The following is a 26,240-nucleotide window of genomic DNA, read 5'->3' as shown; positions in this document are numbered from 1 at the left end:
GGAGGTGAGCGTTATGAAAAAAGTAACCGTGTTAGGGTCAGGAAGCGGGAGCCATGCCATGGCGGCAGATTTGGCGGCCATGGGCAATGAAGTGCATATGCTGGTTTTGCCGGAGTGGGAAATGGAGCTGAAAAATGTAAAGGAACGCGGATATATTACTGCGGAAGGTGTTCTCAACAAGAAGGTTTCGGTGGCGTCCGTAACAACAAATCCGAAAGAAGCGATAAAGGGCAGCGCATGTATTTTCTGTCCGCTGCCAGCCTTCGCCCAAGCCGCATATTTTGAATTGATCGCAGATGCTTTAGAGGACGGGCAGCTAGTTCTTCTCACTCCAGGATTGCTGGGGACCTTGGTTTTTCGCAAGGTACTGGAACGGAAGAAAATAGACAAGCATATTTTAATTGCGGAAACCAGCGAACTCCCGTACAGCTGCAGAGCCAAAGAGGGACATGTTGATATCATGTCTAAATCAAAGGTTTTGTGTGCGGCTTTTCCCGCAGCCAATACTGACCAAGTGCTTGATAAAGTATCGGAATTCTATTCCTTTGACCGGGCAAAAAATGTGCTGCAATGCGTAACCCACAGTACCAACCCTTGCTATCATGCTCCCGGATGCGTGCTCAACGCAGGCAGAATTGAGCGGTCAAAGGGAAATTTCTATCTATATGAAGAAGGAATTACGCCGTGCGTTGCCAGAGTCATGGAATGCCTGGAGGAAGAACGTATCCGAATTGCAGAGAAAGTGGGCGGCTGCCTGTTCACCGTCCCTGAGGAAATGGCCGGAGGCAGGGAACCCAGAAGCATCTTTGAAGAATTAAACGGGTGTATGTCAATGGAATACATAAAGGGACCCGAAAGTCTGGACGACCGGTACTTAACGGAAGATATTCCCTATACAATGATGTGCTGGTTAACGATTGGACAGATTGCCGGGATAAAAACTCCTGTTACCAAGGCGATTATTACTTTAGGATCGCCAATTATGCAAATGGATATTGCAGCAAAAGGAAGAACTGCTCAGGAAATGGGTATCGACGAAATGACTTTGGATCAATTAATAAAATACGTTACAAATTGAGGAGGTGAAAGAACATGGATGAAAACAACACAAAGTATTACGGATACATTGAGCCAGGTGAAGACATGCATTACTTTATCAACAAGGATGGATTCAGGGCAGGCTTTAACGTGGGCATCATCGTCCTTCCGGCATGGTTTCCATGTCAGCCGGGCCATGTGACCAACGCCACTACGTTTCACTTCCCGGTGAAATACGAAGAGGCCAAACAGTCCAGCATTCAGTCCGTTGTGAAGGAGGGTAGCGGAGATATTGTAGATGGAATCATTGAAGCCGCAAAAAAACTGGAACGAGACGGATGCCGCGTTATTATCGGCGACTGCGGGTACTTCGGCCATTATCAAAAAAAGGTTGCGGCTTCCGTAGAGGTACCGGTGTATATGTCCGGAATTATTCAGGTCCCGATTATCAGCATAGGACTGAAGCCGGAACAAAAAATTGGAATTCTTTGCGCGGACGGACCCAATCTTACCTTTGAACTATTCCAAGAGTGCGGCGTTTCAAAAGAAGATTATGAAAGGTGCATCATTTATGGGGCGCAGGACCAGCCTGAATTTTCCAAGGTAGCGATTGAACCGGGAAACCTGGATACCCGTATTATCAGGAAGGAGCTGGTCGGTTTAGCAGAAAAAATGGTAAAAGAACATCCGGAGATTGGAGCCATCCTGCTGGAATGTACGGATATGCCCCCATATGCGGCCTCAATTCAAGCGGCGACCAGCAGGCCGGTATTCGATACGGTAACGCTTATCAACTATTTGTATCATGTGGTTTCACAAAGGCATTATGGTGGTTTTATTTAAAACCAACCGATGCGTCCGGAAGGAGAAAAAAATGGAGACGGAAATTTCTTATGGTCTTTTAACGCTTTTACCGCCAGTTATTGTTATTGGAGTCGCCTTATATACAAAGCTTAATTTTGAATCCTTAATGTTAGGCGCATGGATTGCATTCATCATGTCCCAGGGTTTCTTTGGAAGTATTCCCGCCCTTTTAGACAGCTGCCAGACTGCGGTTTCTGAAAATGCTTGGATGTATATTGTTTTGGCATTAGTCGGCAGTTTAATTACACTTTTATCCGCCTCAAAGGGAACCTTTGGTTTTGCCAAGTTCCTGCAGAAATATGCAAAATCTGAAAAAAAGACGCTAATGTTCGGATGGGTACTGGGACTTTTGATTTTTATTGATGACTATTTAAATGTATTGACCGTATCCGCCTGTACAAAGGAAGTATCTGACCGGCAGCGCACGCCCAGAGAAATGCTCGCTTACGTGCTGGATTCCACGGGAGCACCCGTATGCATTCTGGTGCCTTTGTCAACCTGGGCTGTCTTTTATGGTAACGTATTTGCGCAGCAGGAGTCGCTGGCGGAATTAGGGGATGGCGCTTATTTGTACTTACATAGCATACCCTTCGCATTCTATGGATTTACGGCTGTCATACTGGTTCCGCTGGTTATTTTAGGAGTTGTACCAAAGATAGGGGCTATGAAAAAGGCTTATAAAAGGGTCGACGAAACAGGCATGGTTTATTCCGAGCTTAGCGCCAAGTTGAATAAGGATGAATTGTCCGTAGATGAGCCGCTGCCGGATGGTAAGATCATTGACTTCATGCTCCCGATGGCCGTTGTTGTAGGAGTGGCTATTTGGAAGGACGATTTGCTGACAGCCCTTGTGATCGGCATCTGTGTTGCCGGAATCCTTTATATACCAAGGAAGGTCATGAAACCGAAGGAGTTTTGCGAGGTGTTCACACAAGGTCTTACCACGATGCTGCCGATGATTGCGATTTGTATGGCATCGCAGGTGGTGAAGATGTCTATGGACAGCATTAATCTTCCTACTTATGTAGTAAATGCGGTACTGCCGTTTGTCAATCCGGATACGCTGGCTGCGATTACCTTTGTTGTTGTCGCATTGCTGGCCTTTGTGACCGGGAGCAGCTGGGGTGTTCCGGTCGTATGCGTGCCGATTATCGTACCTCTTGCCGTAGCGAGCGGCGCACCGATCTTTTTAGTCCTAGGCGCCATTGCCAGCGCGGCAGCTTTCGGAAGCCATGCCTGTTTTTATACCGATGTTACGATCATGTCTTCGCAGGTTACTAAGATTAATAACATGGAGCACGTGTTGACACAATTACCATATGCCATCATTGCAGGGCTTGCGGCAGTCATTCTGTATTTGGTATTCGGTTTCGTACTATAAAGTAAACGCTAGTAAGAAGGAGAGACGCACTGTTTCTCCTTCTAAATTAAACCAGATAGGACAAAAAAATGAACTGGAAAAATACATACAAAGACAAACTTACCACGCCCGCAGGGGCGGTCAAACAGATTAAGAGCGGAGATACGGTGCTCCTGGCCCACGCCGCGGCGGAACCAAAAGTGCTGGTGGAAGCGATGGTGGAAAATTACCGGGCCTACACCGATGTCACCGTATCCCACATGATATCCCTGGGCCAGGGACGCTATGCAAAGCCGGAGATGAGGGAGCACTTCTGCTATGTGGGCTGGTTTACCGACCCGGCCACAAGGGCCTCCATTCATCAGGGCCACGGCGACTTTACGCCGGTGTATTTCAGCCAGATACCTGGCATGATCCGAAGGGGAGTATTTCCCGTCGATGTCTTCATGGTTATGGTATCCCCGCCCGATGAAAAGGGAGTCTGCTCCGTAGGGGTTTCCTGCGATTATACCATGGAGGCGATCCGATCAGCAAAAACGGTTATCGCACAGATTAATCAGGAGATGCCCAGAGTTGGGGGAGATGCTTATGTGCATATCGATGATTTTGACTGGATCGTAGAGGCGTCCCATCCCTTGCCGGAAGTTTTCTGGGGCCAAAGCGGCGAGAAGGACATGGCCATCGGCCGCTACTGCGCTTCTCTCATCGAGGACGGCGCTACCTTGCAGCTGGGCATGGGCGGAATCCCCAACGCGGTGCTGGCAGCGCTGAAAAAGAAAAAGCATCTGGGCATCCACTCTGAAATGATCTCCGACGGAGCCATAGACCTGATTGAAGCGGGCGTCATTGACGGCTCGGAAAAGTCCATTGACCGGGGCAAGGTTGTGGTGAATTTCCTGTACGGCTCAAAGAAGCTTTATGATTTTGTAGATCACAATCCTCTGATCGAGCTGAAGCCGGCGGATTACACCAACAATCCCCTGGTGATCATGAAAAACAGCAAGTTTGTCTGCATCAATTCGGCAATTGAAGTGGATCTATGGGGTCAGGTGAACGCAGGCAGCATGGGCGGAAAAATTTACAGCGGAGTAGGCGGGCAGGTGGACTTTATTCGGGGCGCCGCCATGTCGGAAGACGGCAGAGGCATCGCCATCATTGCCATGCGTGCCGCTGCGGTGAAAAAGGATGGAAGGAAATTTTCAAAGATCGTGGGCAGCCTCAAAGCAGGTACTTTAGTGACCACTTCTCAGCACGACGTGGATTATGTGATAACGGAGTACGGTATCGCCGGTCTCAAAGGGAAAACGGTAAAAGAACGGGCCAGGCTGCTGATCGCCATCGCCGACCCCGATTTCAGGGAAGAACTGGCATCGGATTTCGAGGCCCGCTTCAGGGAGAACTATTAAGGAGACAAACAGATGGAATTTACTTATTCACGAGAACAGCAAATGGTAAAAAAGATGATCAAAGAGTTTGCGGAAACAGAGATCGCTCCCATCGCAGAGGAGCTTGACGCAGAGGCGAAGTATCCATATGAAACCGTAGCCAAGCTAGGAAGCCTGGGTGTGATGGGAATGCCATTTCCCGCAGAATACGGAGGCGCGGGAACTGATTATCTGACCTATATTATGGCAGTAGAAGAGCTTTCCAAGGTAGACGCTTCCCACGGTGTCATTGTTCAGACCCACAATGCCCTTTGCTGCTGGCCGATTTTTACTTATGGAACAGAAGAACAGAAACGAAAATACCTGCCTGATCTGCTGTTAGGAAAAAAGCTGGGCGCTTTCGGTTTGACAGAACCCAATGCGGGAACGGACGCGGCCATGCAGCAGACTACAGCGGCGGACGGCGGAGACTGCTGGATCCTCAACGGCTCAAAGGTCTTTATTTCCGGCGGCGGGATCGCGGACGTTTATGTGATCATGGCTATGACGGATAAGAGCAAAGGCAACAAAGGGATCAGCTCCTTTATCGTAGAAAAAGGAACGCCGGGCTTTTCCAGGGGAAAGAAGGAAAACAAAATGGGCATTCGCGCGTCCATCGCGGCGGAGCTGGTATTTGAAGACTGCCGGATACCCAAAGAAAATCTGCTGGGAAAAGTAGGAAAAGGCTTTAAAACAGCCATGACATCCCTGGATGTGGGAAGGCTGGGGATCGCGGCCCAGGCGCTGGGAATCGCTCAGGGAGCTTTCGATCAGACCGTGGAATACATGAAACAGCGAAAGCAGTTCGGCAGGAGTTTGAACAAATTCCAGGCCTTGGCCTTTGAAATGGCTGACATGAAAACGAGAATCGACGGCGCCAGGCTGATTCTGTATAACGCTTGCAATATGCGGGACAGAGGGCTCCCCAGTACCATTGAAGCGGCGGAGGCCAAGCTGGCCTGTTCCGAAGCTGCATCCTATGTGGTGGATAAAGCGGTCCAGTTTCACGGCGGGTACGGATACATCAAGGATTATCCGGTGGAGCGGATGTACCGGGATCAAAAGATAACGGAAATTTACGAAGGCACATCGGAAGTGATGAAAATGGTCATCTCAGGCAGCATCTTCAGCTAGGAGGAAGGGGAATATGAAAATAATCGTATGCGTAAAGCAGGTGCCGAATACCAATGAAATTAAAATCAACCCGGAAACCGGGACGCTGATTCGCGATGGGGTGGAAGCCATCCTCAATCACGATGATGCCAATGCCCTGGAAGAGGCGCTGCGGATAAAAGACCGGGACCCGGAGGCAAAGGTGACGGTTCTGACCATGGGACCGCCCCAGGCAAAGGAAATGCTGCAGGAATGTATTGCCATGGGCGCCGATGAAGGGATTTTGCTGTCGGACAGGCTGCTGGGCGGCTCGGACACTTGGGCCACGTCCAACGCTTTGGCGGCGGCAATCAAAAAGATCGGCGGTTTTGACATCGTCTTTGCGGGAAGACAGGCCATTGACGGAGACACAGCGCAGGTGGGTCCCCAGATCGCAGAAAAGCTGGGAATCCCGCAAATTACCTACGTTAAGGAGTTTCATTTGGATAAAAACCGGGTTACCGCAAAAAGAGCGCTGGAAGACGGGTACCAGCTTCTCAAAACAAAGACGCCATGCCTCCTGACCTGCATCAAAGAATTGAACACACCCAGATATATGACGGTTCCGGGCATTTTGAGGGGAGCGAAAGCCGACATCAAAGTTTGGACCGCAGAGGATATCGGCGTAAACGAGGGGCTGGTAGGGCTGAAAGCATCTCCCACCAATGTATATAAATCCTTCACGCCCAAGCCCAAGGGAAAAGGGGTGACAGTTCAAGGAGATACGGCAAAGGAGCTGGCAGCAAACCTGATCGCAGGGCTGAAGGAAAAACATAGAATCTAGGAGGATTGAACATGACAGACTTTGCACAATACAAAGACGTATGGGTATTTGCCGAACAGCGGGCCGGAAAACTGATGAATGTGTCCCTGGAGCTTTTGGGCGAAGGCTGCCGGCTGTCGCGGGAAATCAGTGAAGAAACCAGGGTTTGCGCAGTCTTGATCGGGGATCGGGCAGGGCATCTTGCAGACGAATTATATGCATATGGTGCAGACGTTATCTATCAAATCGACCATGCGCTTTTGAAGGAATATACCACGGACGCTTACGCCAAAGTGATGACCAATGCCATCAATACCTATAAGCCGGAGATCGTTCTCTTTGGGGCTACCTTCATCGGAAGGGACCTGGCGCCGAGAATCGCCGCCAGACTGGACACCGGGCTTACGGCGGACTGTACCAGACTGGACATCCGCACAGCGAACTATATCGACTATCTCAAAAGGGATACGACAGCGAGCACGGACGGGCTTGATCCGAAAGGAGACGACAAAGGTTTGAAGCAGACCAGGCCAGCCTTTGGCGGAAATCTGATGGCGACCATTGTTACGCCCAATACCAGACCACAGATGGCCACCGTAAGGCTCGGTGTGATGGACCGAAAGGAAAAGAACGAAGGCGCCGGAGGCCAGCTCATCAAGGTTCCCGTCAACTTGTCGGCGGACGACATTCACGTGGAGGTTGTGGAAACAGTCAAGGCAGCGAAAGCATTTGTTTCTCTAACCGATGCGGAAATTATCTGCTCCGGCGGAAGAGGCCTGGGCGGCCCGGAAGGGTTTGAGTTGATCGAAAAGCTGGCGGATAAAGTGGGCGGCGTGGTGGGCGCATCCCGCGCGGCGGTCGATTCGGGCTGGATCGACCAGAGCCATCAGGTGGGACAAACGGGAACCACGGTAAAGCCGAAGATTTATTTTGCATGCGGAATTTCCGGAGCCATCCAGCATCAGGCCGGCATGAAGGATTCGGATATCATTATAGCCATCAACAAAGACCCGGGAGCGCCGATGATGGAGCTGGCCGATTATGCCCTTTGCGGGGATTTGAAAAAGGTGATCCCGGAACTGATCGCTCAGTGGGATACGGAAGCATGAGGTGATAGTATGGCAGAGAAAAAAACATCAAAAGAGCTGCTAAATGAGCTGGTTGCCCGGCATTATGCCGATGCGGCAAAAGCAAAAGAAGAAGGAAAGCTGGTAGCGTGGGCTACGTCCATTTGCCCCCAGGAGCTTCTGGAAGCTATGGATATTTATGTTGTTTATCCGGAAAACCATGCGGCCGCCGTTGCGGCGCGAAAACAGTCCATGGAATTTCTGGAGCAATCCGAAGGGTGCGGGTATTCCATCGACATCTGTTCTTATGCCCGAGTGAACCTGGGGTACAAGGATATTATGGAATCGGAAGCCTGCAACATTCCGGCGCCGGATCTGGTATTCTGCTGTAATAATATTTGCACCACTGTTGCCAAATGGTATGAAAACCTGGCGACTGAGCTGGACATTCCCTTTATCTTCTTTGATACGCCGTTCAATCATCTCTATGAAGCGCCGGATCATACGGTTGCTTACATGAGAGGCCAGATCGAATATGCCATCGAACAGCTGGAGGAGGTGACTGGCAGGGACTTTGACTACGACAAGCTGTCGGAGGTCATGAAAATTTCCAACGAAACCGCCTACTGGTGGAGAAAGGCATGCTTTACGGCCCGCGCCAAGCCGTCGCCGCTCAACGGATTCGATATGTTCAACTATATGGCCCTGGTGGTCTGTATCCGGGGCAAGAAGGAAGGGCGGGATCTATTCAAGTTGTGGTGCGAGGAGCTTGAGGCCCGGGCGAAAAGCGGACTGGGCCCCTGGAAAGAAGGGGAGGAGAAGTACAGAGTGATCTGGGACGGCATTGCCTGCTGGGTTCACTTGAGCCCAACCTACAAAATCCTGAAAAAATACGGAGTCAACGTGGTAACATCCCTCTATCCCGATGCATGGACCATTCGTTATGAAACAAACGATATCGAGGGTATGGCCCGGGCGTACAGCTACTATCACGCCAACCGCTGCGTGGACTATGTTTCCGATACTATGATCGGACTTGCGAAAGAGTTCGATATAGACGGAGTCGTGTTTCATTCCAACAGGAGCTGTAAGCTCATGGACTTTACCGTATACGAGCAGCAGCGGAGATTGGAGGAAAAGGCGGGAATTCCATCCGTTGTCTTTGACGGAGATATGTGCGATCCGCGAATCCTTTCCCAGGCCCAATATGAGACGAGAATACAGGCGCTGGTGGAAATGATGGAAAAGCGCAAGGCGGCAAAGGAGGAACAGCAATGTTAAAGGAGACAATCACCAAATTGGAAGAGCGGGCGCTGCATCCCGGAAAAGCGCTGGCTTCCATCAAGGAAGAATGCGGAAAAGATGCGGTGGGGTGCTTCCCCATTTATACACCGGAAGAAATCGTCTATGCGGGAGGGTTTGTGCCCGTGGGACTTTGGGGCGGCAAGACGGAAATCAAACGGGCCGATCAGTTTCTGCAAGGATTCTGCTGTTCCATTATGAGAGCCAACATCGAACTGGGCATGCGGGGCGTTTACGACCAGCTGAAGGCGATCCTCATACCGGGTCTGTGCGATACGCTGAAATGCGTCATTGAAAACTGGAAAACTGCGGTGCCCCAGGTGCCGATGATCGGGCTGATTTATCCTCAGGCCAGGTGGACCAGGGCGGCAGAAGCCTATCTGGAGACGGAATTAAAGCGCGTTCGTTCTGAGCTGGAGCAGGCGACCCATACGCTGATCACCGATAAAAAGGTGGAAGAGGCCTTTGCCGTGTATGAAGAATACCGGGCCGTTATGCGTGAATTCGCAGAGGTTGCCGGAGACTATCCCATTACCATCGACGCCAAAAGAAGACATCTGCTCATTAAGGCCGGATACTTCATGGACAAAAAGCTGTATACCGCGGAAATGAAGAAAGTGATCGAGGGCCTTAGGGCCATGGAAAAAGAGCGGTTTGGCGGCGTCAAGGTCGTAACTACAGGGCTCATCGGGGAGCCTGCGGAAATTCTGGATTTATTCCGTGAATGCGATATCGCCATCGCCGCAGATGATCTGGCCCAGGAATCGAGACAGTTTCGGACGCCGGCCAGAAAGGAAGGCAGTGTCTGGGAAAAAATGGCGGGGAGGATCATCGACCAAAGGGGATGCGCCTTTCTGGCGGAGCAGAAAAAATCCAGGGGGCAGATGCTCATCGATCTGGTCAAGGAAAAGGAGGCCCGGGCCGTGGTCGTATGTATGATGAAATTCTGCGATCCGGAAGAGTTCGATTATCCGGTTTACAAGGCGCAGCTTGAGCAGGCGGGAATTCCGGTCCTGTATCTTGAGCTCGACCAGCAGATCGAATCCTTTGAGCAGATCCGGACCAGGATTCAGAGCTTTGCCGAGATGCTTCTGTGAAGGAGGGAAAGATGTACTTAGGAATTGATATTGGCTCGTCCTCGTCAAAAACCGCAATTTTAGATGCCGAGGGCGGATTGATCGCTCATGCGGCTGTCAATGAGGGGACGGGGACAAAAGGCGTCGATCAAGCGTTGGAGCTGGCATTTGAGCAAGCAGGAATAGGAGTTGATGCCGTCAGCTTTACGGTGGTCACAGGATACGGGCGAATCACTTATGAACATGCGGACAAACAGATCACAGAAATTACCTGCCATGCCAAAGGGGTGTCTTATTTATGTGAAACTGCCGGGTGCATCATTGACATTGGCGGCCAGGACGCAAAAGTAATCAGGATCGGGGCTGGCGGAATTGTGGAGAATTTTGTGATGAATGAAAAATGCGCGGCAGGCACAGGGCGGTTTTTAGAAGTCATGGCCAGAGTGCTGGGCTGTAACTTGGGCGATTTGTCCCAGTTGGCCGATCAATCGACCAAGGATGTGCCCATCAGCAGCGTATGCACCGTCTTTGCGGAAAGTGAAGTGATTTCCCGGCTGGCGTCAGGCGAGAAACGCTCGGACGTCGCCAAGGGCGCCCACAGGGCGATTGCCAAACGAGTGGCCGGTATGTGCGGGCGTGTTGGCCTGAAAGGGAATGTGGTTATGACAGGCGGGGTGGCGCTGAATTCCAATATGGTAGAGACGATGGGAGAAGAACTGGGCCGGGAAATAAAAGCGGCCCCGCACCCCCAGGAAGTGGGGGCCATCGGAGCGGCGGTATTTGCGAAAGAGTTGTATGAAAAGACGTTATAATCAATCTGGAATCGGAAGCTCCCGCGCCGCGCCGTTTTGCTCCGTCTTGTTTCACACCGCCGCCGGGCGAAATATTAAAACGGCGTAGCATGTCCATGGATACTTTTATTGGAGGTCATTAAAAGAAACGATCAGGATTGAATGATTTAGGGATCAATCCTGATCGTTTTATTATTGCTTGACGTGCTAATGGCTGAAAAGTGTCTGTATATGGAAGGTTTTTCTAAGACTTTGGTAGTGGCTCTTTCTGTAAAGCACTTTTGCAGAAAAACAGATATAACTGATACGGTCAAGCATTTTTTTCCAGTAACTGCAATAATCAACATGATAGGTTTTTCCATCTGCAGCAGTTGTTGCAAAATTTGCAACAACTGAATCTCGGTTTAGATCTCCCCCTATGGAGTTAAATACCATAAACGTTTCCATTTTATCCTCTGAGTTTTTTCGGGAAATATTTTTGGCTCTTGAAATTAAAATTTTTTTCTTTCATTTTTGATGATGGAGAATTACAAAAGGAATTAGTATGGGCAAAATTTGCCCATACTGCCGAAGATGGCAAAGTCTATCAAGTGGATTACTATAATCTGGATGTCATTATTTCTGTCGGATACAGGGTGAAATCCCTGCGTGGCACGCTGTTCCGCATATGGGCGAATTCGGTACTAGAGGTATCTCTGCAATTTATCCAAAAGATGAATGAATGGAGAAGCGAAATCGCCATGGATATTACACCTTAAATATGATAAAATTCAGATAAGTATTGTCAATTAGCAAGGAGAATCAAGATGATCGATAGAAAAATAAAAGAAGTAGTTGCAAGCTTTGCAGAGGAAGCAAAGTTGATTTATGGAGACAAACTCAGTGAGGTGATCCTTTACGGTTCATGCGCAAGGGGGGAACACACGCCTGACAGCGACATCGATCTTTTATTGCTTCTTACCGTAAAGCCACAGGAGATCGGGGTGGAAAGGAACAAGATCTTTGATATTTCGGATAAGCTGGACAGACAGTATGATGTGGTTTTAGCGCCGGTATTTCAAAGTGTTGAAGTATATCAAAAATTTAGGCCGGTATCTGCTTTCTACCAAAATATACAGAGAGAAGGTGTGCGGATTGTCTGAATATACGCAAACACAGATAGATTACTCAGGATACCGCCTGGAACGGGCAAAAGAAGATTTGCGGGCGGCACACCTGCTGTTTGCAAATGGAGAATATCGGGCAGCAAATAACAGGGCATATTACGCCATGTTCCATACAATACGGGCTTTATTAGTATTCGATAATTTTGATACCAGTAAGCATAGCGGGATTATTGCTGAGTTTCGCAGAAGGTATATAAAAGAGGGCTTGCTTCCTGTGGAACTTTCAAAAATGATCGGCGCGGCATTTACGATAAGAAATGCATCAGACTATGATGATATGTTTATAGCCAGCAGAACGGATACCGAGACTCAGATAACCAATGCTGAATTTGTGTATAAAAAAATTGAAGGGTATATAAACAATAAAACTCAGATAAAGAGGTAGCTTTCAATTTGTCCCCAGGAGGCCGGGGCCATAGGGGCTGCGGTATTTGCGAAAGAGCCGTATGAAAAGACGTTACAGTCAATCTGAAATCAGAATCTCCTGCGCCATCGCCGTTCCGTCTTGCCCCGCCCTGCTGCCGGGCGAAATATCGAAACAGCGCAGCATGTTCATGGACTCTGACACTCCGATGGCGATTTCCCTTGGTATCCGGACTGTTTCCATGGGAGACTGTCAGTATCCAGAGAAAATAGCCGCTTTGCCGATACTTGAGCTAGCGGTCATTAAAAAGACGATCAGGATTGAATGATTTCGGGATCAATCCTGATCGTTTTTTCATTGTTTGACGCTGTGAAGGCATGTCAGTGGCTGTAAACACTACATTCCATATGGAGTGAGTTTCTTCATGTAATCGATGATATCTCTTCGATAGTTGGCTTTGCAGTCCCACTTTGCGTCTTTTGTAATTACCATGCTGTACATTTGATCGTTGTCAAATGGCTTCCACTCGCCAATCAGATCGTTGCTTGGGTTGCCGATTTTTGCAAAGCTGTAAAGCATCTCACGGGCCTGGGCAATCATATCATCTGACATTTCTTTGGGGTCGCCGGTCATCTCAGGATAACCTTCTTTGGTTCCGAATTCAAAGCAGAGATCCATACAGTGGAGAGCTCTTCCCCAAGGAGACACTTCAGCAGCATCGCCGTTGTAATCCAAAACGCTATTCATATCGGGAGCATATTCCCAGTTGTACAGATACGTGTTTTTATTGTGCTTGGCCTGTACCTCGGCAATCAGATGTGTAGGATAATTAAAGTACACATCGTTAAACAAATCTTGTGCCTGCTTCACTTTGTCATCTCCCATAGCAAGATATCCGTCATAGAATCCTTTTTGATCGAGAGCATAGAATCTTCCATATGTATCCGCACGTGCATCATCGATATCTTCCATACATTTTTTGATTGTGTCAGGATCTTTAATAGGCTTGGATATACTATTATCCCAATCAATGGAATTCCAATCTTCCTCTCCGTTGGTGCCGCCTATGAGTAAATCGATATCCTTGGCAGCGCCATTCTGTAGGTCTTCCCACCATGTTTCAGAAATAATCTTACCGTCCGCACATTTGAGCCCTGGATGGGCTTCGCCCAATTCGTCTGTAATTTTTGTCATTTTATCTGAAATCTGCTTATCTGTTAGTGCAGTGAGTTCTTCAATCGATTTAACGCCTAGTATTTTAAAAACTTTTTCCGAATTGCTTTTGACCTTTTCTTTTGATAAGGCCTCGCGTGACTGGCTGCCGCTGTTTATGACTGCTCTGTTGAAATATTTATGGGTGTCGGTGTCAGCCATTAGCATTTCTACCGCACCGCCGCCTGCGGACTGTCCCATGATTGTCACATTTTCTGTATCTCCGCCCCATGCTTCAATATTTTGGTTGATCCATTTCAAAGCCTGAGTTTGATCCAGTTTGCTCAGATTGATTGCGCTTGCATAATCATCCGTGTACCCTTCAAGTCCTGAAAGGTCAAGGCTTCCCAATATTGAAAGCCGATAGTTAATTGTAATAAATACGCAATCCTCATTCTCGGCAAGGTTTCTGACAAAATATTCCCCATCGTAGGTTGGATCCGATGTTCCTCCCCAGATACAGCTGCCGCCATGAATAAACATTATGACAGGTTTATCCTTCGTTGCAACATCTTTTGTCCATACGTTGAGAAACAGGCAGTCCTGAGAACATGGGTCCTGAGAAGCAACTTCTACTTCGTCATAAGGCTGGATACAGTTTTTTCCGAATTCCGTCGCCTCAATTTGGTCGTCTTCCGTTGTTGTTACATCTGCTGCCGGTTTAAAAGGCGCAAATTCCCCGTAGCGAATTCCCTTGAATTCAGCAACGCCGTTGTTTTCCTGGCCGATGTATGTTCCGGTGGGTGCTGTTACCTTCACGTCTTTTGTTTTTTCGGCGGAGTCTTTGTCAGTACTGCCGCATCCCGCAAAGGATATACATACTGCGAGCAGCAGTGCCATAATGCTGGCTAATAATGCTTTTCTTTTCATTTTAACCTCTCTTTCTATTATAAGTGTCCAGTTAAGATTTAGATTGTCAGGGTTATTCCTGCTTTGTTTTACAATTATCTAACTGTTCAGAATATTATAACAAAACTGAGGCGCTTGTGTATATGTTATTATGGTTTACCCTTTAATTAATGTGCCTAGCGATCCTTTCGTTTGATGTTATACATTAGCTCAAAACGGCAGCTGGAACCTCTCGCGCCGGGCTGCTTTCATGGGAGGGCTGTTAGTATCCAGAAAAAAGGGCCGCTTTGCCGATCCTTTTGTCGGCAGCCATTAAAAGAAACGATCAGGATTGAATGGTTCCGGGATCAATCCTGATCGTTTTATCATTGCTTGACTATGTGAAGGCATGTCAATGGCTGAAAACTGTCTGTAATGGGAGGTTTTTTCGAAGCTTTTGATCGTGGCGCTTTCTAGGCCCGCCGGATGACAGAGCGTTTTGTATAAAACGGGGAACCCATCAGAGTACATCGCCGATGGTCTGTTTGATCTTTGCAGCGCATTGCAGCAAATCTTTTTCTATGGCTTTTTCCTGCTCATGCATTTTTTCAGAAATGCCGGAAACGCTGATGACTGCCACCAAATCTCCCTGGTTGTTTTCAATAGGGGTCGCAATACATACTAGGCCGACGTCCAGCTCTTCATTATCCAAAGCGATTTTCCTTTCGCGCACTTCATTTAACATTCTTCGAAATGTGAATGGATCGGTAATCGAGTTGACCGTATATCTGGGCATAGGTTTGCTGAGCAGCTGATCGAGAACAGATTCTTCCTGATAAGCCAACACCACCTTGCTGATGGCGGCCGCAAACAATTCCGCCCGTTTGCCTACTCTGGACAGGATTCGAAAAGATTCGGTTTCGCCCACCTTATCGATGTAGACCGCATCGTAGCCGTCCGGTACGACCAAATGAACAGCCGTTTGATAGTTGTCCGCCAACTGGTTGATATAGGGGCTGGCAATGGCGCGTATTTCCATGCTCTGGGCATAGAGCTGGCCTAAAATATAATTGGAAACGCCTAGGGAGTATTTACCGGTCGATTCATCATAATCCAGGTATTTGTGTTTCAGTAAAGTTTCTGCGATACCATAACAAGTGGTCCTTTTCAAACCGGTTTTTTTTGCCAGATCGGAGAGTGTGATTTTGGGTTCTGACAAAGTGAATTGCTCGAGAATTCTTAACGCCCGTTCGACGGATTGAATCGGTTTTGCTGTTGCACTGCCCATATTTCTTCGTTGTTGGTGTCAAAAAACACCAAGCGCTCCTTTCGTTAATCGATCTAATTCATATTATACATGATTCTAAATGGGTTTTGAATTAAATAATGGATTATCTTTTATTCCGGTTAAAGAATCATCCATATAAAATGTATTATACATCATATTGTCCAAGATTTGGAAGAAAGTTATAGTGAATAACGAAAAACGGCCTGCAAGATAACAAACACCAAGAAGCGCACCTGCGGCCGACCGCTGCAGGTGCGCTTCTCTTTAAGGATGGGATTCCATAAATGATGACTGATCAATCCTCAGCCGATGAACTCACGTATAGAACCTTCATTTACATGCTCTGTCATAGTCTTTACAATACGGCCGTTTTCCACCAGCGCTACGGCAGGAAAGCGGTTGATCCCCAACCTGCGGGCAATTCCGTCCGACTTATAAATGTCAACTTTGGCGACGGACAATCGTGGAGAAATTTCTTCCTCCAACTGTTCAATATATGTAAGAAGTTCACGGGCATCCGGATCAACGGCGCTGAACAAATAGACCAAGGCTGGTTTCTCCGCACGCAGAATCTGGCTTTCAAACATCTCAGACTCTGCGATATATTTTTCTGCACCATAACCGGCTACAGCTCCATCGCCTACAGCAGTTGCAACCTGTTTCAAAAACTTATCGCGGACATCGCCTACAGCCCAGACGCCGGGAATGTTCGTTTCCATCCGTTCATTGGTTTTTAGATATTTGGATGGACTCATATCGAGGATATCCTGGAACAGTTCAGTGTTCGGCAGATATCCGATGAAGAGAAAACAGGTGTCCGCAGCAATCGGTTCCAGTTGACCAGTTTTGAGATTCTTCAGAACCACCCCTTCCAAATGATCATCTCCCTCGAAGCTGTCAGGAACCGTATTCCATAGAAATTCCATTTTCGGATTATCCATAGCCTGGCCTTTTGCGATCTCATTGCAGTCCATAATTCCCACGTCATGCATGACCGAGACCAGAACTTTATCAGCGAATTTGGTCAGGAACATGCCTTCTTCAATGGCGGCATCGCCGCTGCCGATAACGACAACGGTTTTTCCAGTATTTGCTGCCGCATCACAGGTGGCACAGAAAGAAATTCCTTTGTCATAAAGGTATTTTTCTTCGTTTTTCGCTCCTGTGAGCCTGGGTTTTCCGCCGCTGGCAATAATGACCGCGCTGCACTCATATCGATTGCGAAACGTTTCTACCACCTTTGTATCTCCCTCTAAAGAAACGGATTTTACATCTGTTAATTTGAACTTTACTCCAAATTTTTTCGCCTGCTGATGAAATAAATTCATCAAATCCAGGCCGCTTTGGCCCTGAGGAAAACCAGGGTAATTTTCGATTTCATTGGTGTAGGTGGCAAGGCCCCCGACCAACGATTTTTCAATTAATAATGTCTTGAGACGCGCACGGCCGCAGTAAATTCCCGCAGTTAATCCTGCCGCGCCTCCCCCTATGATGACAACATCATAGCGCTCTGTTTTCTTTTCCAAGAATGCTCCTCCTTAACTCATGAACCATTTTTACAGTTACATAAAATATTTTGCCAACAGTTTGCTGCCGATAAAGGCGCCGACCAGCAGGAATAATGCAAACACCCATCCTGATACGGAAAGGGATGAAATACCTGTAAACAAGGCACCGATATTGCACCCGGTAGCGATTCTCGCGCCATATCCCATCAGTAAGCCTCCCAGAATCGCTGCAACGACCTGACGCATGGATTTGATTTTTTTAATTTTAAATTGTGATGCAAACAAGGTTGCCACAAGAGCGCCTACAATTACGCCCACATTTCGCAGACTGCCTACATCAGCGAAAAAACTGGTGGTGACTTCTTTATGCATGTTATCCGAAGCGAAATACGCCCAGTCGCTTGCGTGAATTCCGATAAGCTCTGCTAGCTTGGCTCCCCAGATACTGAAGGTAGTTGTTACGCCCCAGCCGGAGTTTAACACTGCCAGATGGGCAATCTGAAGAATCGAAAGCAGTACAGCGCCGCCAACGTAAGTCATAGGCTCCTTCAATAGACGTTTGTAAACGGGATTAGCCCCTAACTTATTCCAAAACTCTTTCAATTATGTTCACCGCCTTTTCTCAGGGTAATCATTTGGTCTTCTCAATTACAACTTCCCATTCACCATCATCCACTTCGTCGATATCCACATTGTGTCCCTGTGTTCTCGCCCATTCCGGGACATTTTTCATTGCGCAGCTGTGGTCGATTGCCACAAAAAGAACATCGCCAACTTCCAGCTCATTCATTTTTTTCTCCACCTTCATGAGTGGTACCGGACAAGCTTCTCCTAAACAATCCAATTCATATTCAGCCATTTTTTAAATCCTCCTGTTCATGTTTTAACAAATTATCCTTATAATATTTACTCAATGGAACCTAGTTTTTTCTTTTGCCAACTAAGGGCGGCGAGATAAAGCAGCAGAATAATCACTCCTTGGACAACCAGTGCTCCAGCCCATCCGAATACATCGGGCAAAAAAATCTTTGGTGCGTTTGTTTCCAGATTGCTCCAGAAAGCGCCCATATCGTGGCCTCCCCACAGAGAGCCGACGATAAAAAATACCAGCGCAAGCATCTGCATTGTAAATCCTTCACCGATACGCATCAGTGTTCCGCTGGCGCATCCTCCGGCGATTACCATCCCAATTCCGAACATGGTCGCTCCCAGTATTAGGGGGATGCTGATCGGATGCACAGCACCGGCTCCGGGAATGTCACTGCCGCTCAGATAAGCACTGTATTTGATGGCAGTGAAACCTAAAGTGGTCAGTGCAAATGCGATCAGTACAGCTCTTGTCAGGGAAGTACTGCCGGTAATCCACGGGTCCCGCATAGAAGCGGTAAAACAGAATCTGGATCGCTGAAGGACATATCCGAATGCGATTCCGAATATCCAGCCGATTGCGGCAGTGGTACTGCCGCGATTTACCAGCCATGCGATTAAGATGATTCCGATGGTAACCAGAATCGCATAAGGAATCTGGCTTTTTTTTGGTTTGCGGGGTGTCCGTTTTCTGGGACTGCGCTCTATGGACGATGGTTTACTCTGGCCTTCACCCATTTTCGTTTCTCCTTTCTATCACTGTTAATTCTTTGACGATGACTATGGGATCATTATAGCATGGGCGTAATTAATCGGGTAATCGTAATACGTGAAGCTATATTAGAAAATCTTATGACAATTCAGATTGTTGTGATATAATAATGGGCATAGTTATGGGATAACCCTGGTGTAAGATAGGATTGGAGGTAGGGATGAATATCGATACTCTGTTTATGTTTATTGAAATTATTAACAATGGAAGTATTACAAAGGCAGCCGAACGTCTTCACGTATCGCAGTCCGCACTGAGCCAGCAAATCAAGTCAATGGAAAATTCCTTTGGCTGCCGGCTGCTTGACAGGAGTAATCAGGGCGTGAGCATGACTCCTGCCGGTGAACTAGTATATCAGCGTGCCCAGGAAATTTTGGGCGTTTATCAGACACTGGTCAACCAACTGGAACTTTTGCAGAAAAAGGATCGTTGTTTCCATATCCTTTCCATGGATGTGATTTATACTTATGCACTGCCTTGTGCGCTGTTTCAAATACAGAAAAAATTTCAAGAAGTCCGCTTGGAGACGAAAGTAATGTCCAGCGCACAGATCGAACAAAAAATCAATGCCGGTCAGGGTGATATTGGATTTATCGTCGGGCCTCCTGCAAATAAAGAATTATATAGCCGTTTTATGTTCTCTGATCCAGTGCATTTGGTCATGACTCCGAGAACGCACAAACGAAAGAAAATGGACTTGGATGAATTGCAACAACTACCGATGATGATGATCAGCGGCAGTCACAGAACCCAGCAGAAGCTGGATGGGTATCTCGCTCAAAAAGGAGTTTCCAGGCAGCAAATGAATGTGACCTGCCAATTTGAATCCTTTGAGTCGGCAAAACAGTCGGTAGTCAATGGGATGGGAGCAGCTTTTCTCCCATATTCGTCCATAAAGAAAGAATTGTATAACAAACAGTTGGAAATTATCGAAATAGAAGAGTTTGAATTTAAGTTTCGTTACTATTTAATCAAAAATCCAAAATCTCAACAGGAAGATGTACAAATAAAAGATTTATTTGCCTATCTGGAACGAATGCTTGACTCGATGATTTGCTGACTCGGGAGCGCTGCGGATGGTGATTTCCCAGATACCGTTCATCACCTCCTCGCATGAACAGACCAGTTCTTTGGCCCTGCAGAATTCTTGAACGGATTTGCAGGTACAACTATGATCCGTTACGAGCATAACCTCTTCACCCTGCCCGATGACCGACAGTTCGTTTTGCAGCCGCATGACAGGAATGGGGCAGATTTGGCCTAAACAATCGAGTTTCTTCATATAAACGCCTCCTTTAACAAAGATTCTATATATCATAGAACAAAAATAAGCAAAAGTAAATGCCAAGTAAAACGTATTCGCGAGCTGGTAAATAAAAATAGGCTGATAAGAATTTCCAGATCCAACGGTGTACAGTGGGATCAGCCAGCGGATGTTTTTACGCACTACGTTACCGGCAACAGTACCTTGCAAAGAGTCGCCCCCTTACGGGCGACATGTGGAAATAGGAATCTTTGATTCCGTCATTTCCACGTTTTTTATAAAAGATTAGAAAATGTTGGTAAGACAACGGAAATTTGTCGTTTGCTGTAGTATAATAGGGATAAAGAAAGCACATCATGTCTCATAATGAAGAAAAAAATCGAAGAAGTAAGAAAAAACTTGCGAAAAGATACGAGCTATAATACAATGTAACTGAATCTAGTAAATTTTGGATTATAAAAGTAAATATTGATGGTTCCGAACGTGAAAACCTAAAGGCTTTGGCCTATGGTTGAGCGTCGATGGGTAATACTGGAAACGGTGCTGCCTCCCGTGTTTTGGAAAGGAATGATGTATCAGAGGTAAATCACTCTTTCCCGTTTTTTAGGAAAGAGTTTTATTTTTTATATGCATTCCTTATTTTTGTGGCAACAAGTTTATCGATTTAAAATGTTAAAGTGAAGTGCGTGATACTTCTTTTGCATTTCGAGATGTGAGGCGTTCTATCAACTTATTCGTATATTGAACGAGGAGGATGAAAAATGAATCTTGCAAAAGGCAAAAAGAGGATCACTGTCAGTGTAGTAACGGCCCTGATGATGGTCATGGTCATGGTGCCGGGAATGGCGTTCGCAAACACAGCAGGGAATACGGCTCTATCCCAGACATCACAGAACCAGGGCATGTTCGTAAACTATATAGATGCTTCCGTTAATTCTAAGGATAGCAGAATTGGACAATATGGTACAACGAATATAAAACAGTATTTTTTCAATGGGGCAGATATAGAAAAAGAGAACGGCGGTATGGCAGATGATAGCCATCCGTATGTGAATTCTTATGCCTATAACTATTCGATTATGACCGACACGTCCGTTAGCGCATACTGGGACAACTATATTCAGGGAACTTTAAATCCGACCCAACCCATTAAGTTTGGATTTTTCCTGGGCGGTTCACAGACTGCCAAGTGCAATGACCAAATTATGGCTAGTAATATTATTCCCAAGATGAGCATTCAGAAGACGGACGGCACGGTTGTCCTGACAGGTACTCAGATTTACAAGGGCTGGAAACATCAGAGGCTGGCCAATGGCGGGGGAACTGGTTCCGGACCGCTCAGAGGGTTCGATGTATTTTTGGAGATTCCTGCTAACGCATTAGCTGCTAATACACAGTATGTACTGGTCTTTGAGTCAGGCATGGGCGTACAGACATTGCTGGATAAAAAGATTGTTTTCCATTTTTCCACAGATGCTTTTGCACAGAGCATTTCCCTGGGAAGTAAAGTAACCTTAAAAGAAGGCCAGACTAAAACATTAAAGGCCGCCATTAAGCCTGAAAATGTAAAAGAAAAAGCAGTAACATGGACTTCGGCAGACAAAGCAGTTGCCGTAGTTGATTCCAATGGTGAAGTCAAAGCGATGAAAGCAGGCAAAACGACAATTACGGCAGTAACAAAGGATGGAACAAATCTGAAGGCTTCCTGTCCAGTGGAAGTAACTCCCGTAATTGCGAAAGTATCATTAAAAGCAGTTTCGTCCAGCTACAATCGTGTAAAGCTGACCTGGTCAAAAGCTGCAAAGGCCGATGGTTATACCGTCTATCGATATAACGCAAAATCGAAGAAATACAAGCCTGTAAAACATACAACTGCCCGCAGCTATGTCGGAAAAAATCTGAAAACAGGAAAGACGTACGCATATAAAGTGAGGGCTTATCGGCTTGTCAATGGACAAAAAGTTTATGGCAGCTACTCTGCAAAGAAATCAATAAGGCCGGTGCCTTCCAAACCGGCCTTGAAAGTAAAGGCAGGGAAAAGAAAAGCTACGGCAAAGTGGAGTAAAGTTTCAGGTGCGGATAAATATGTATTGCATAGAAGCACAAGCAAAAATGGCAAATATATAAAAGCAAGCATCACAGTAAAGAACAAATATACGGATAAGGGCCTCAAAAAAGGAAAGCGGTATTACTACAAAGTCCGCGCGTATAAAGTGGTGGACGGTAAGAAGGTATACGGAAAGACGTCACAATTGAAGACTGTAAAGGTTAAATAAATGTTTTGGTGTAAACCGGCCCATCCATTTAGCCTACTAAACAAATGATAATTCCTTTGCATCCGGCGATGCAGAGTAATTATATATAGCTTATTATTACATTTAAAAAGGAGGACGAAAAAATGAATCTTGCAAAAAGCAATAAGAGGATCATTGTCAGCGTCGTAATGGCGTTGATGATGGTGATGGCAATGATGCCAGGGATGGCGTTTGCCCAATCCGTTGTAGCTGGGTATGACGTAGCAATTCAAAACCCAGGGACCATATTGACCGGAACGAATCCGCGGGCAGCAGCAGATATCACGCAGCCAGCGGGGACAACTGTGCATATTGACTGGACAAGCAGCAATAAAGATGTTGCGACAATTGGTATTCACAAGGGCAATATTACGCCTGTTGCAAAAGGAACCACAACACTGACCGCAACGCTGAGAGAAGGTGAGGCCCCAGGAGGAACAGGAACAGGACCTAGCGGCGATTGTACGGGTACAATCCTGGCAACCGACAGCATTACGGTGACCGTAGAGGAGTCAACCACATATGGATACCAGGGAACTGGCGGAAATACCATGCTGATGGTTACGCCGGATAATATTACAGGGGGTGTGTTGACTGCGGAAGGATACGATAATATAATCAATGATCCTGTTGCCTTGACGGCAAATACTTCCTGCGACTTTACCTTTACGTTAAGTGCAGGAATCAATAATTTCCAGTCTGCGAATTTCATTGCTAACAGCCTGCCGCATATTAAAGTTTTAGACACATCTAAAGAGCAAGTGCCTGGTACGACTGTTACTTATAAGTCCTTTGCTTCCCCGAATATCACAATTAAGGTCTCAGGGCTGGAATCAGGCGAAACTTACATCTTACAGTTTGGCGGCGATGTATGTGGAAATAATACATCCAGAAAGCTTGGCGTACCTGTAAATTTCCAATTTGATACTGAATAAAAATAGTTTGGAGGCGGCGGAGAAGGCATCTTCTCCGCCTTATTAAAGAAATGAAAAAAATAATAAATGTAATAATTGTAATGGTAATGATAGCAACTTGCATTCCTGCGATTGCTTTTGCAGAGTCAAAGGCAGCGCCGCTTACGATTTGGGATGTAGCTAACAAAGAACTGACCGATCAGACAATAGAGATGATAGCGATCTATGGACAAAAAGAATTGCGCGCAAAAGATGCGGAGGGGAAGTTAGTGTCGCCAACATGGACAAGCAGCAACCCGAGTGTACTGCAAGTTAGCCAAAGTGGTTTGGTGACAACGGTAAAACCTAAAGTGGGAGAAGAGGTAACGATTACGGCCACGGATCAAAATGGAAATCAAGCAAAATGCCATGTTACATTGATTCAGATGGATATTTCTGATCCAGATGTATTTTTGATCAATAGAGGAAAACCCAAGAAAGTTAGCTTGAACAAAGCGACTGCTATTCTTGCGTCAGTACCTCGTGATCAAACCTCGACAGCAGCATCAGAATCAAGGGCTGCATGGTTTGCGGATAATTTGAAATGCATTGAGTCTACCAATGAGAAGGTAGTCAAATCTGAAGATGTTGCTATAACAAAGTCTACGACAGGACAAGTGAAATTAAATGTAACCGCCATAGCAGATGGAAATACGGAACTGACATTTACCTTAGAAGATCAAGAGTTTGCAACAGGTAAGGCTACCTTGGAAATCCAGACGAAAACAGGAATTATCCTGTCGAAAACATACACGAGTCTATCTGCAGGAGAGGAATCAAAGATTCCAATTAAAGAAGTTTTGCCAGCTGACAATAACCCTGAACCACAGTTTCAATATACGTCTGAGGATCCGGCTGTAGCAACCGTAGATCAAGATGGTGTAGTAAAAGGTATTGCAAATGGTGGAACCAATATAGAAATAAAACAGACCAATGGGCAGCAATATACGACGAGCTATCGAGTTACTGTTGTCAAACCAGGGCTATACATTGTGGAAGGTGGACATGAAAACACTTCTGATATGAGCAAATGGAAGTGGGTTGGAGACACTTTGTCTATAAATACCCAAGACGAAGTCTATTTGAGATACTTTACAAAAGACAGTGCCAGTGATGGACTTGGTACACTTTATCAAAGCGGAAATGCAAATGTTGGCTCCTTCGTCAGCAAAGAAGCTCCAGGAGAAGACATGTCCTATAAAAGGGGCTACTTTAAACCAGCAGCCAATGGATCGGCAAAACTGCGTCTTATGGAATATATAAGTGCAGATGATGATTATAGAGAATTAGGCGAATGCACAGTTACTGTTAATGTTCCGGGATTTTCCAATGCAGCTACAGGTAACCGGGAAGATTATAAAGCTCAGGGACCGCAAAATGGGACGACGTTAAAATTAAATGATTTACATATTTCAACGAATACCAGCAACCAGCTTATGTATGAAAACTATATTAACACTTTAGTAGATACGAAAGATTCAAGCTTTAGCTTTACAGCAGCAAGCGCAAAGGGTGATGGAAATAAAAAACCAGATGACTATGTTCAAAAATATATGTTGGATAAAATCAAACTTTGCAATAAAGAAATGACTAAGACAATAGGGACTTTTGGAGACGAAACCCTTATTTTAAAATCAGTAGATACGAACAAAGTGCAGAACCCAACGACGGTTAAGTTCGCTATAAAGAAAGAAGCGTTGAAATATAATACAGAATATGCACTTGTTTTTGATGATTCTTTCAAGCAGAATAGTATGATTGAAAAAGAGGCAGTATTTTACTTCAAAACCAAAAAGTTTACCAAAGCAACAGCCATATCCCTCAACAAACCTTCTGCAAACATCCCAGTCAACGGCACATTGGAATTAAAGGCATCCTTTATGCCAAAAGACGCGGATGACACAGAATTAACATGGAGCTCAACGGATCATTCGGTGGCAAAGGTCGATAACAGCGGAAACGTTACGGGAGTCAAAGCGGGTACAGCTATCATTACTGCAGTTAACAAGAACGGGCTGTCCTCCTCCTGCAAGGTCACTGTGGATCCTGTTCAAGTCGCCCCGGCAAAGATCAAAGCTGCCGCAGCCGCTTATAACTCTGCCAAGATTAGCTGGGCAAAGGTAGACGGCGCAGCCGGATACGCAGTCTACGGAGCGGCATCCAAAAACGGCAAGTATGGAAAATTAACGGAGACCAAAGCTTTCAGCTATCTCGATAAGGGTTTGAAGACTGGCAAAACGAAATATTATAAAGTCAGAACTTATACGGAAGTCAATGGCGTTAAATATTACAGTGCTGATTCCAATACTTCTGCGGCAAAGCCAGCCTTAAAGCCTATCAAAAAGGTTAAGGCGCAGGCCTCCTATAACAAAGCAAAGGTGTCTTACCAACAAATTCCCGGCGCCAGCGGATATGTGATTTATAAAGCTTCTAAGAAAAATGGAGCGTATAAAAAGTTAGCCGTTGTAAAAGGAGGAAAAAACAAATCCTTTACTGACAAAAAAGTCAAGACCGGAAAAACCTACTATTATAAAGTAAAAGCTTACCGTAATGTGGATGGCAGAAAAGTCTACAGCAAGATATCCAAACCTGCGGGTGCAAAAGCAGCCCTTGCCGTATCAAAGATGACCTTGAAAGCAAAGAAGAACGGCATTGTAGTTAAATGGACAAAAGTAAAAGGCGCGCATAAATATCAGATTTATAGAAGTACAAAGAAGAATGGCGGTTATATTCTGGTGAGACAAACGGCAAAGAGAAGCTTTACCGACCAGCAAGTCAGCGGTGGAAAAGCCTACTTTTATAAGCTGCGTGCGTACCGCGTGGTAGATGGCAAAAAAGTTTACAGTAAGTATACGAAAATACAAAGGGTTAAAGCAAAATAAAAGAC

General features: G+C 46.2%; 25 protein-coding genes, 1 pseudogene and 1 riboswitch. Of the genes and pseudogenes, 17 read left to right on the top strand and 9 right to left on the bottom strand.

Translation table 11 applies throughout. The features are described from left to right. Positions 1 to 13 precede the first annotated feature (13 nt). The 10 genes from NIA71_RS06250 to NIA71_RS06205 all read left to right on the top strand — a co-directional run bounded on the left by NIA71_RS06250 (position 14) and on the right by NIA71_RS06205 (position 10,858). On the top strand, positions 14 to 1,078 hold the full coding sequence (locus tag NIA71_RS06250) for an NAD/NADP-dependent octopine/nopaline dehydrogenase family protein (protein ID WP_148396355.1): 1,065 nt from the start codon (positions 14 to 16) through the stop codon (positions 1,076 to 1,078). Positions 1,079 to 1,092: 14 nt separating this feature from the next. Then, complete coding sequence (locus NIA71_RS06245; RefSeq protein WP_253019944.1) at positions 1,093 to 1,881, top strand: aspartate/glutamate racemase family protein; 789 nt, start codon at positions 1,093 to 1,095, stop codon at positions 1,879 to 1,881. A 31-nt stretch (positions 1,882 to 1,912) separates the two neighbouring features. Next, entirely contained in the window at positions 1,913 to 3,283 is a 1,371-nt protein-coding gene (locus NIA71_RS06240; protein WP_253019943.1) for a Na+/H+ antiporter NhaC family protein, read from the top strand. Between the two features lie 68 nt (positions 3,284 to 3,351). Continuing rightward, entirely contained in the window at positions 3,352 to 4,668 is a 1,317-nt protein-coding gene (locus tag NIA71_RS06235; RefSeq protein ID WP_253019942.1) for an acetyl-CoA hydrolase/transferase family protein, read from the top strand. A 12-nt stretch (positions 4,669 to 4,680) separates the two neighbouring features. Next, positions 4,681 to 5,820 (top strand): acyl-CoA dehydrogenase, encoded by a 1,140-nt coding sequence (locus NIA71_RS06230; RefSeq protein ID WP_253019941.1) that lies wholly within the window; start codon positions 4,681 to 4,683, stop codon positions 5,818 to 5,820. A gap of 13 nt (positions 5,821 to 5,833) precedes the next feature. Then, complete coding sequence (locus NIA71_RS06225; protein WP_253019940.1) at positions 5,834 to 6,622, top strand: electron transfer flavoprotein subunit beta/FixA family protein; 789 nt, start codon at positions 5,834 to 5,836, stop codon at positions 6,620 to 6,622. 11 nt (positions 6,623 to 6,633) lie between these two features. Beyond that, a complete protein-coding gene (locus NIA71_RS06220; protein ID WP_415270813.1) occupies positions 6,634 to 7,710 on the top strand; it encodes an electron transfer flavoprotein subunit alpha/FixB family protein in 1,077 nt (358 codons plus the stop codon). Positions 7,711 to 7,719: 9 nt separating this feature from the next. Then, entirely contained in the window at positions 7,720 to 8,949 is a 1,230-nt protein-coding gene (locus tag NIA71_RS06215) for a 2-hydroxyacyl-CoA dehydratase subunit D (protein WP_253019938.1), read from the top strand. Next, entirely contained in the window at positions 8,943 to 10,067 is a 1,125-nt protein-coding gene (locus NIA71_RS06210; protein WP_253019937.1) for a 2-hydroxyacyl-CoA dehydratase subunit D, read from the top strand. Before NIA71_RS06215 ends, NIA71_RS06210 begins: the two co-directional genes overlap by 7 nt. Before the next feature lie 11 nt (positions 10,068 to 10,078). Beyond that, on the top strand, positions 10,079 to 10,858 hold the full coding sequence (locus NIA71_RS06205) for an acyl-CoA dehydratase activase (protein WP_253019936.1): 780 nt from the start codon (positions 10,079 to 10,081) through the stop codon (positions 10,856 to 10,858). Positions 10,859 to 11,044: 186 nt separating this feature from the next. Here NIA71_RS06205 and NIA71_RS06200 read toward each other — a convergent pair whose 3' ends face one another. Beyond that, entirely contained in the window at positions 11,045 to 11,284 is a 240-nt protein-coding gene (locus NIA71_RS06200; protein WP_253019935.1) for a hypothetical protein, read from the bottom strand. Positions 11,285 to 11,346: 62 nt separating this feature from the next. On the opposite strand from NIA71_RS06200, the pseudogene rhuM reads away from it, so the two are divergent. The 3 genes and pseudogenes from rhuM to NIA71_RS06185 form a co-directional block, all read left to right on the top strand. Next, a pseudogene (gene rhuM, locus NIA71_RS06195) lies at positions 11,347 to 11,526 on the top strand (RhuM family protein); the annotation flags it as partial. Positions 11,527 to 11,643: 117 nt separating this feature from the next. Continuing rightward, positions 11,644 to 11,979: a nucleotidyltransferase family protein gene (locus NIA71_RS06190; RefSeq protein ID WP_253019934.1), complete on the top strand. Its 336-nt coding sequence runs from the start codon at positions 11,644 to 11,646 to the stop codon at positions 11,977 to 11,979. Then, positions 11,972 to 12,388, top strand: a complete 417-nt coding sequence (locus NIA71_RS06185; protein ID WP_253019933.1) for a HEPN domain-containing protein — start codon at positions 11,972 to 11,974, stop codon at positions 12,386 to 12,388. Before NIA71_RS06190 ends, NIA71_RS06185 begins: the two co-directional genes overlap by 8 nt. Before the next feature lie 78 nt (positions 12,389 to 12,466). Here NIA71_RS06185 and NIA71_RS06180 read toward each other — a convergent pair whose 3' ends face one another. The 7 genes from NIA71_RS06180 to NIA71_RS06150 form a co-directional block, all read right to left on the bottom strand. Then, a complete protein-coding gene (locus NIA71_RS06180) occupies positions 12,467 to 12,610 on the bottom strand; it encodes a hypothetical protein (protein WP_253019932.1) in 144 nt (47 codons plus the stop codon). 153 nt (positions 12,611 to 12,763) lie between these two features. Beyond that, positions 12,764 to 14,449, bottom strand: a complete 1,686-nt coding sequence (locus NIA71_RS06175; protein ID WP_253019931.1) for a carboxylesterase family protein — start codon at positions 14,447 to 14,449, stop codon at positions 12,764 to 12,766. A gap of 478 nt (positions 14,450 to 14,927) precedes the next feature. After that, complete coding sequence (locus NIA71_RS06170; RefSeq protein ID WP_253019930.1) at positions 14,928 to 15,695, bottom strand: IclR family transcriptional regulator; 768 nt, start codon at positions 15,693 to 15,695, stop codon at positions 14,928 to 14,930. 302 nt (positions 15,696 to 15,997) lie between these two features. Then, a complete protein-coding gene (locus tag NIA71_RS06165) occupies positions 15,998 to 17,221 on the bottom strand; it encodes an FAD-dependent oxidoreductase (RefSeq protein ID WP_253019929.1) in 1,224 nt (407 codons plus the stop codon). A gap of 36 nt (positions 17,222 to 17,257) precedes the next feature. Continuing rightward, on the bottom strand, positions 17,258 to 17,806 hold the full coding sequence (locus tag NIA71_RS06160) for a YeeE/YedE thiosulfate transporter family protein (protein ID WP_148396368.1): 549 nt from the start codon (positions 17,804 to 17,806) through the stop codon (positions 17,258 to 17,260). A 28-nt stretch (positions 17,807 to 17,834) separates the two neighbouring features. Continuing rightward, positions 17,835 to 18,062, bottom strand: a complete 228-nt coding sequence (locus NIA71_RS06155) for a sulfurtransferase TusA family protein (RefSeq protein ID WP_148396369.1) — start codon at positions 18,060 to 18,062, stop codon at positions 17,835 to 17,837. A gap of 47 nt (positions 18,063 to 18,109) precedes the next feature. Then, positions 18,110 to 18,808 (bottom strand): YeeE/YedE thiosulfate transporter family protein, encoded by a 699-nt coding sequence (locus tag NIA71_RS06150; protein ID WP_148396370.1) that lies wholly within the window; start codon positions 18,806 to 18,808, stop codon positions 18,110 to 18,112. Between the two features lie 194 nt (positions 18,809 to 19,002). Between NIA71_RS06150 and NIA71_RS06145 the strand changes: the two genes are divergently transcribed. Beyond that, positions 19,003 to 19,902, top strand: coding sequence for a LysR family transcriptional regulator (locus NIA71_RS06145; protein WP_148396371.1), 900 nt, complete (start codon positions 19,003 to 19,005; stop codon positions 19,900 to 19,902). On the opposite strand, the gene NIA71_RS06140 is transcribed toward NIA71_RS06145, so the two are convergent. Next, positions 19,858 to 20,124 carry a sulfurtransferase TusA family protein gene (locus NIA71_RS06140; RefSeq protein WP_148396372.1) on the bottom strand — a complete coding sequence of 89 codons (267 nt, stop codon included), beginning with the start codon at positions 20,122 to 20,124 and terminating at the stop codon, positions 19,858 to 19,860. The two genes, NIA71_RS06145 and NIA71_RS06140, sit on opposite strands and share 45 nt — an antisense overlap. Before the next feature lie 445 nt (positions 20,125 to 20,569). After that, a riboswitch (molybdenum cofactor riboswitch) is annotated at positions 20,570 to 20,690 on the top strand. Positions 20,691 to 20,867: 177 nt separating this feature from the next. Between NIA71_RS06140 and NIA71_RS06135 the strand changes: the two genes are divergently transcribed. The 3 genes from NIA71_RS06135 (at position 20,868) to NIA71_RS06125 (ending at position 26,235) form a co-directional block, all read left to right on the top strand. Next, complete coding sequence (locus NIA71_RS06135) at positions 20,868 to 22,382, top strand: fibronectin type III domain-containing protein (protein ID WP_253019928.1); 1,515 nt, start codon at positions 20,868 to 20,870, stop codon at positions 22,380 to 22,382. A gap of 122 nt (positions 22,383 to 22,504) precedes the next feature. Then, a complete protein-coding gene (locus NIA71_RS06130; RefSeq protein WP_253019927.1) occupies positions 22,505 to 23,335 on the top strand; it encodes an Ig-like domain-containing protein in 831 nt (276 codons plus the stop codon). Positions 23,336 to 23,415: 80 nt separating this feature from the next. Next, complete coding sequence (locus NIA71_RS06125; protein ID WP_253019926.1) at positions 23,416 to 26,235, top strand: Ig-like domain-containing protein; 2,820 nt, start codon at positions 23,416 to 23,418, stop codon at positions 26,233 to 26,235. Positions 26,236 to 26,240: the final 5 nt, after the last annotated feature.

Source organism: Ihubacter massiliensis (assembly GCF_024125305.1).
Taxonomy (GTDB): Bacteria; Bacillota; Clostridia; order Peptostreptococcales; family Anaerovoracaceae; genus Hominibacterium; species Hominibacterium faecale.
This window is presented reverse-complemented; position numbering and strand designations above follow the sequence as displayed.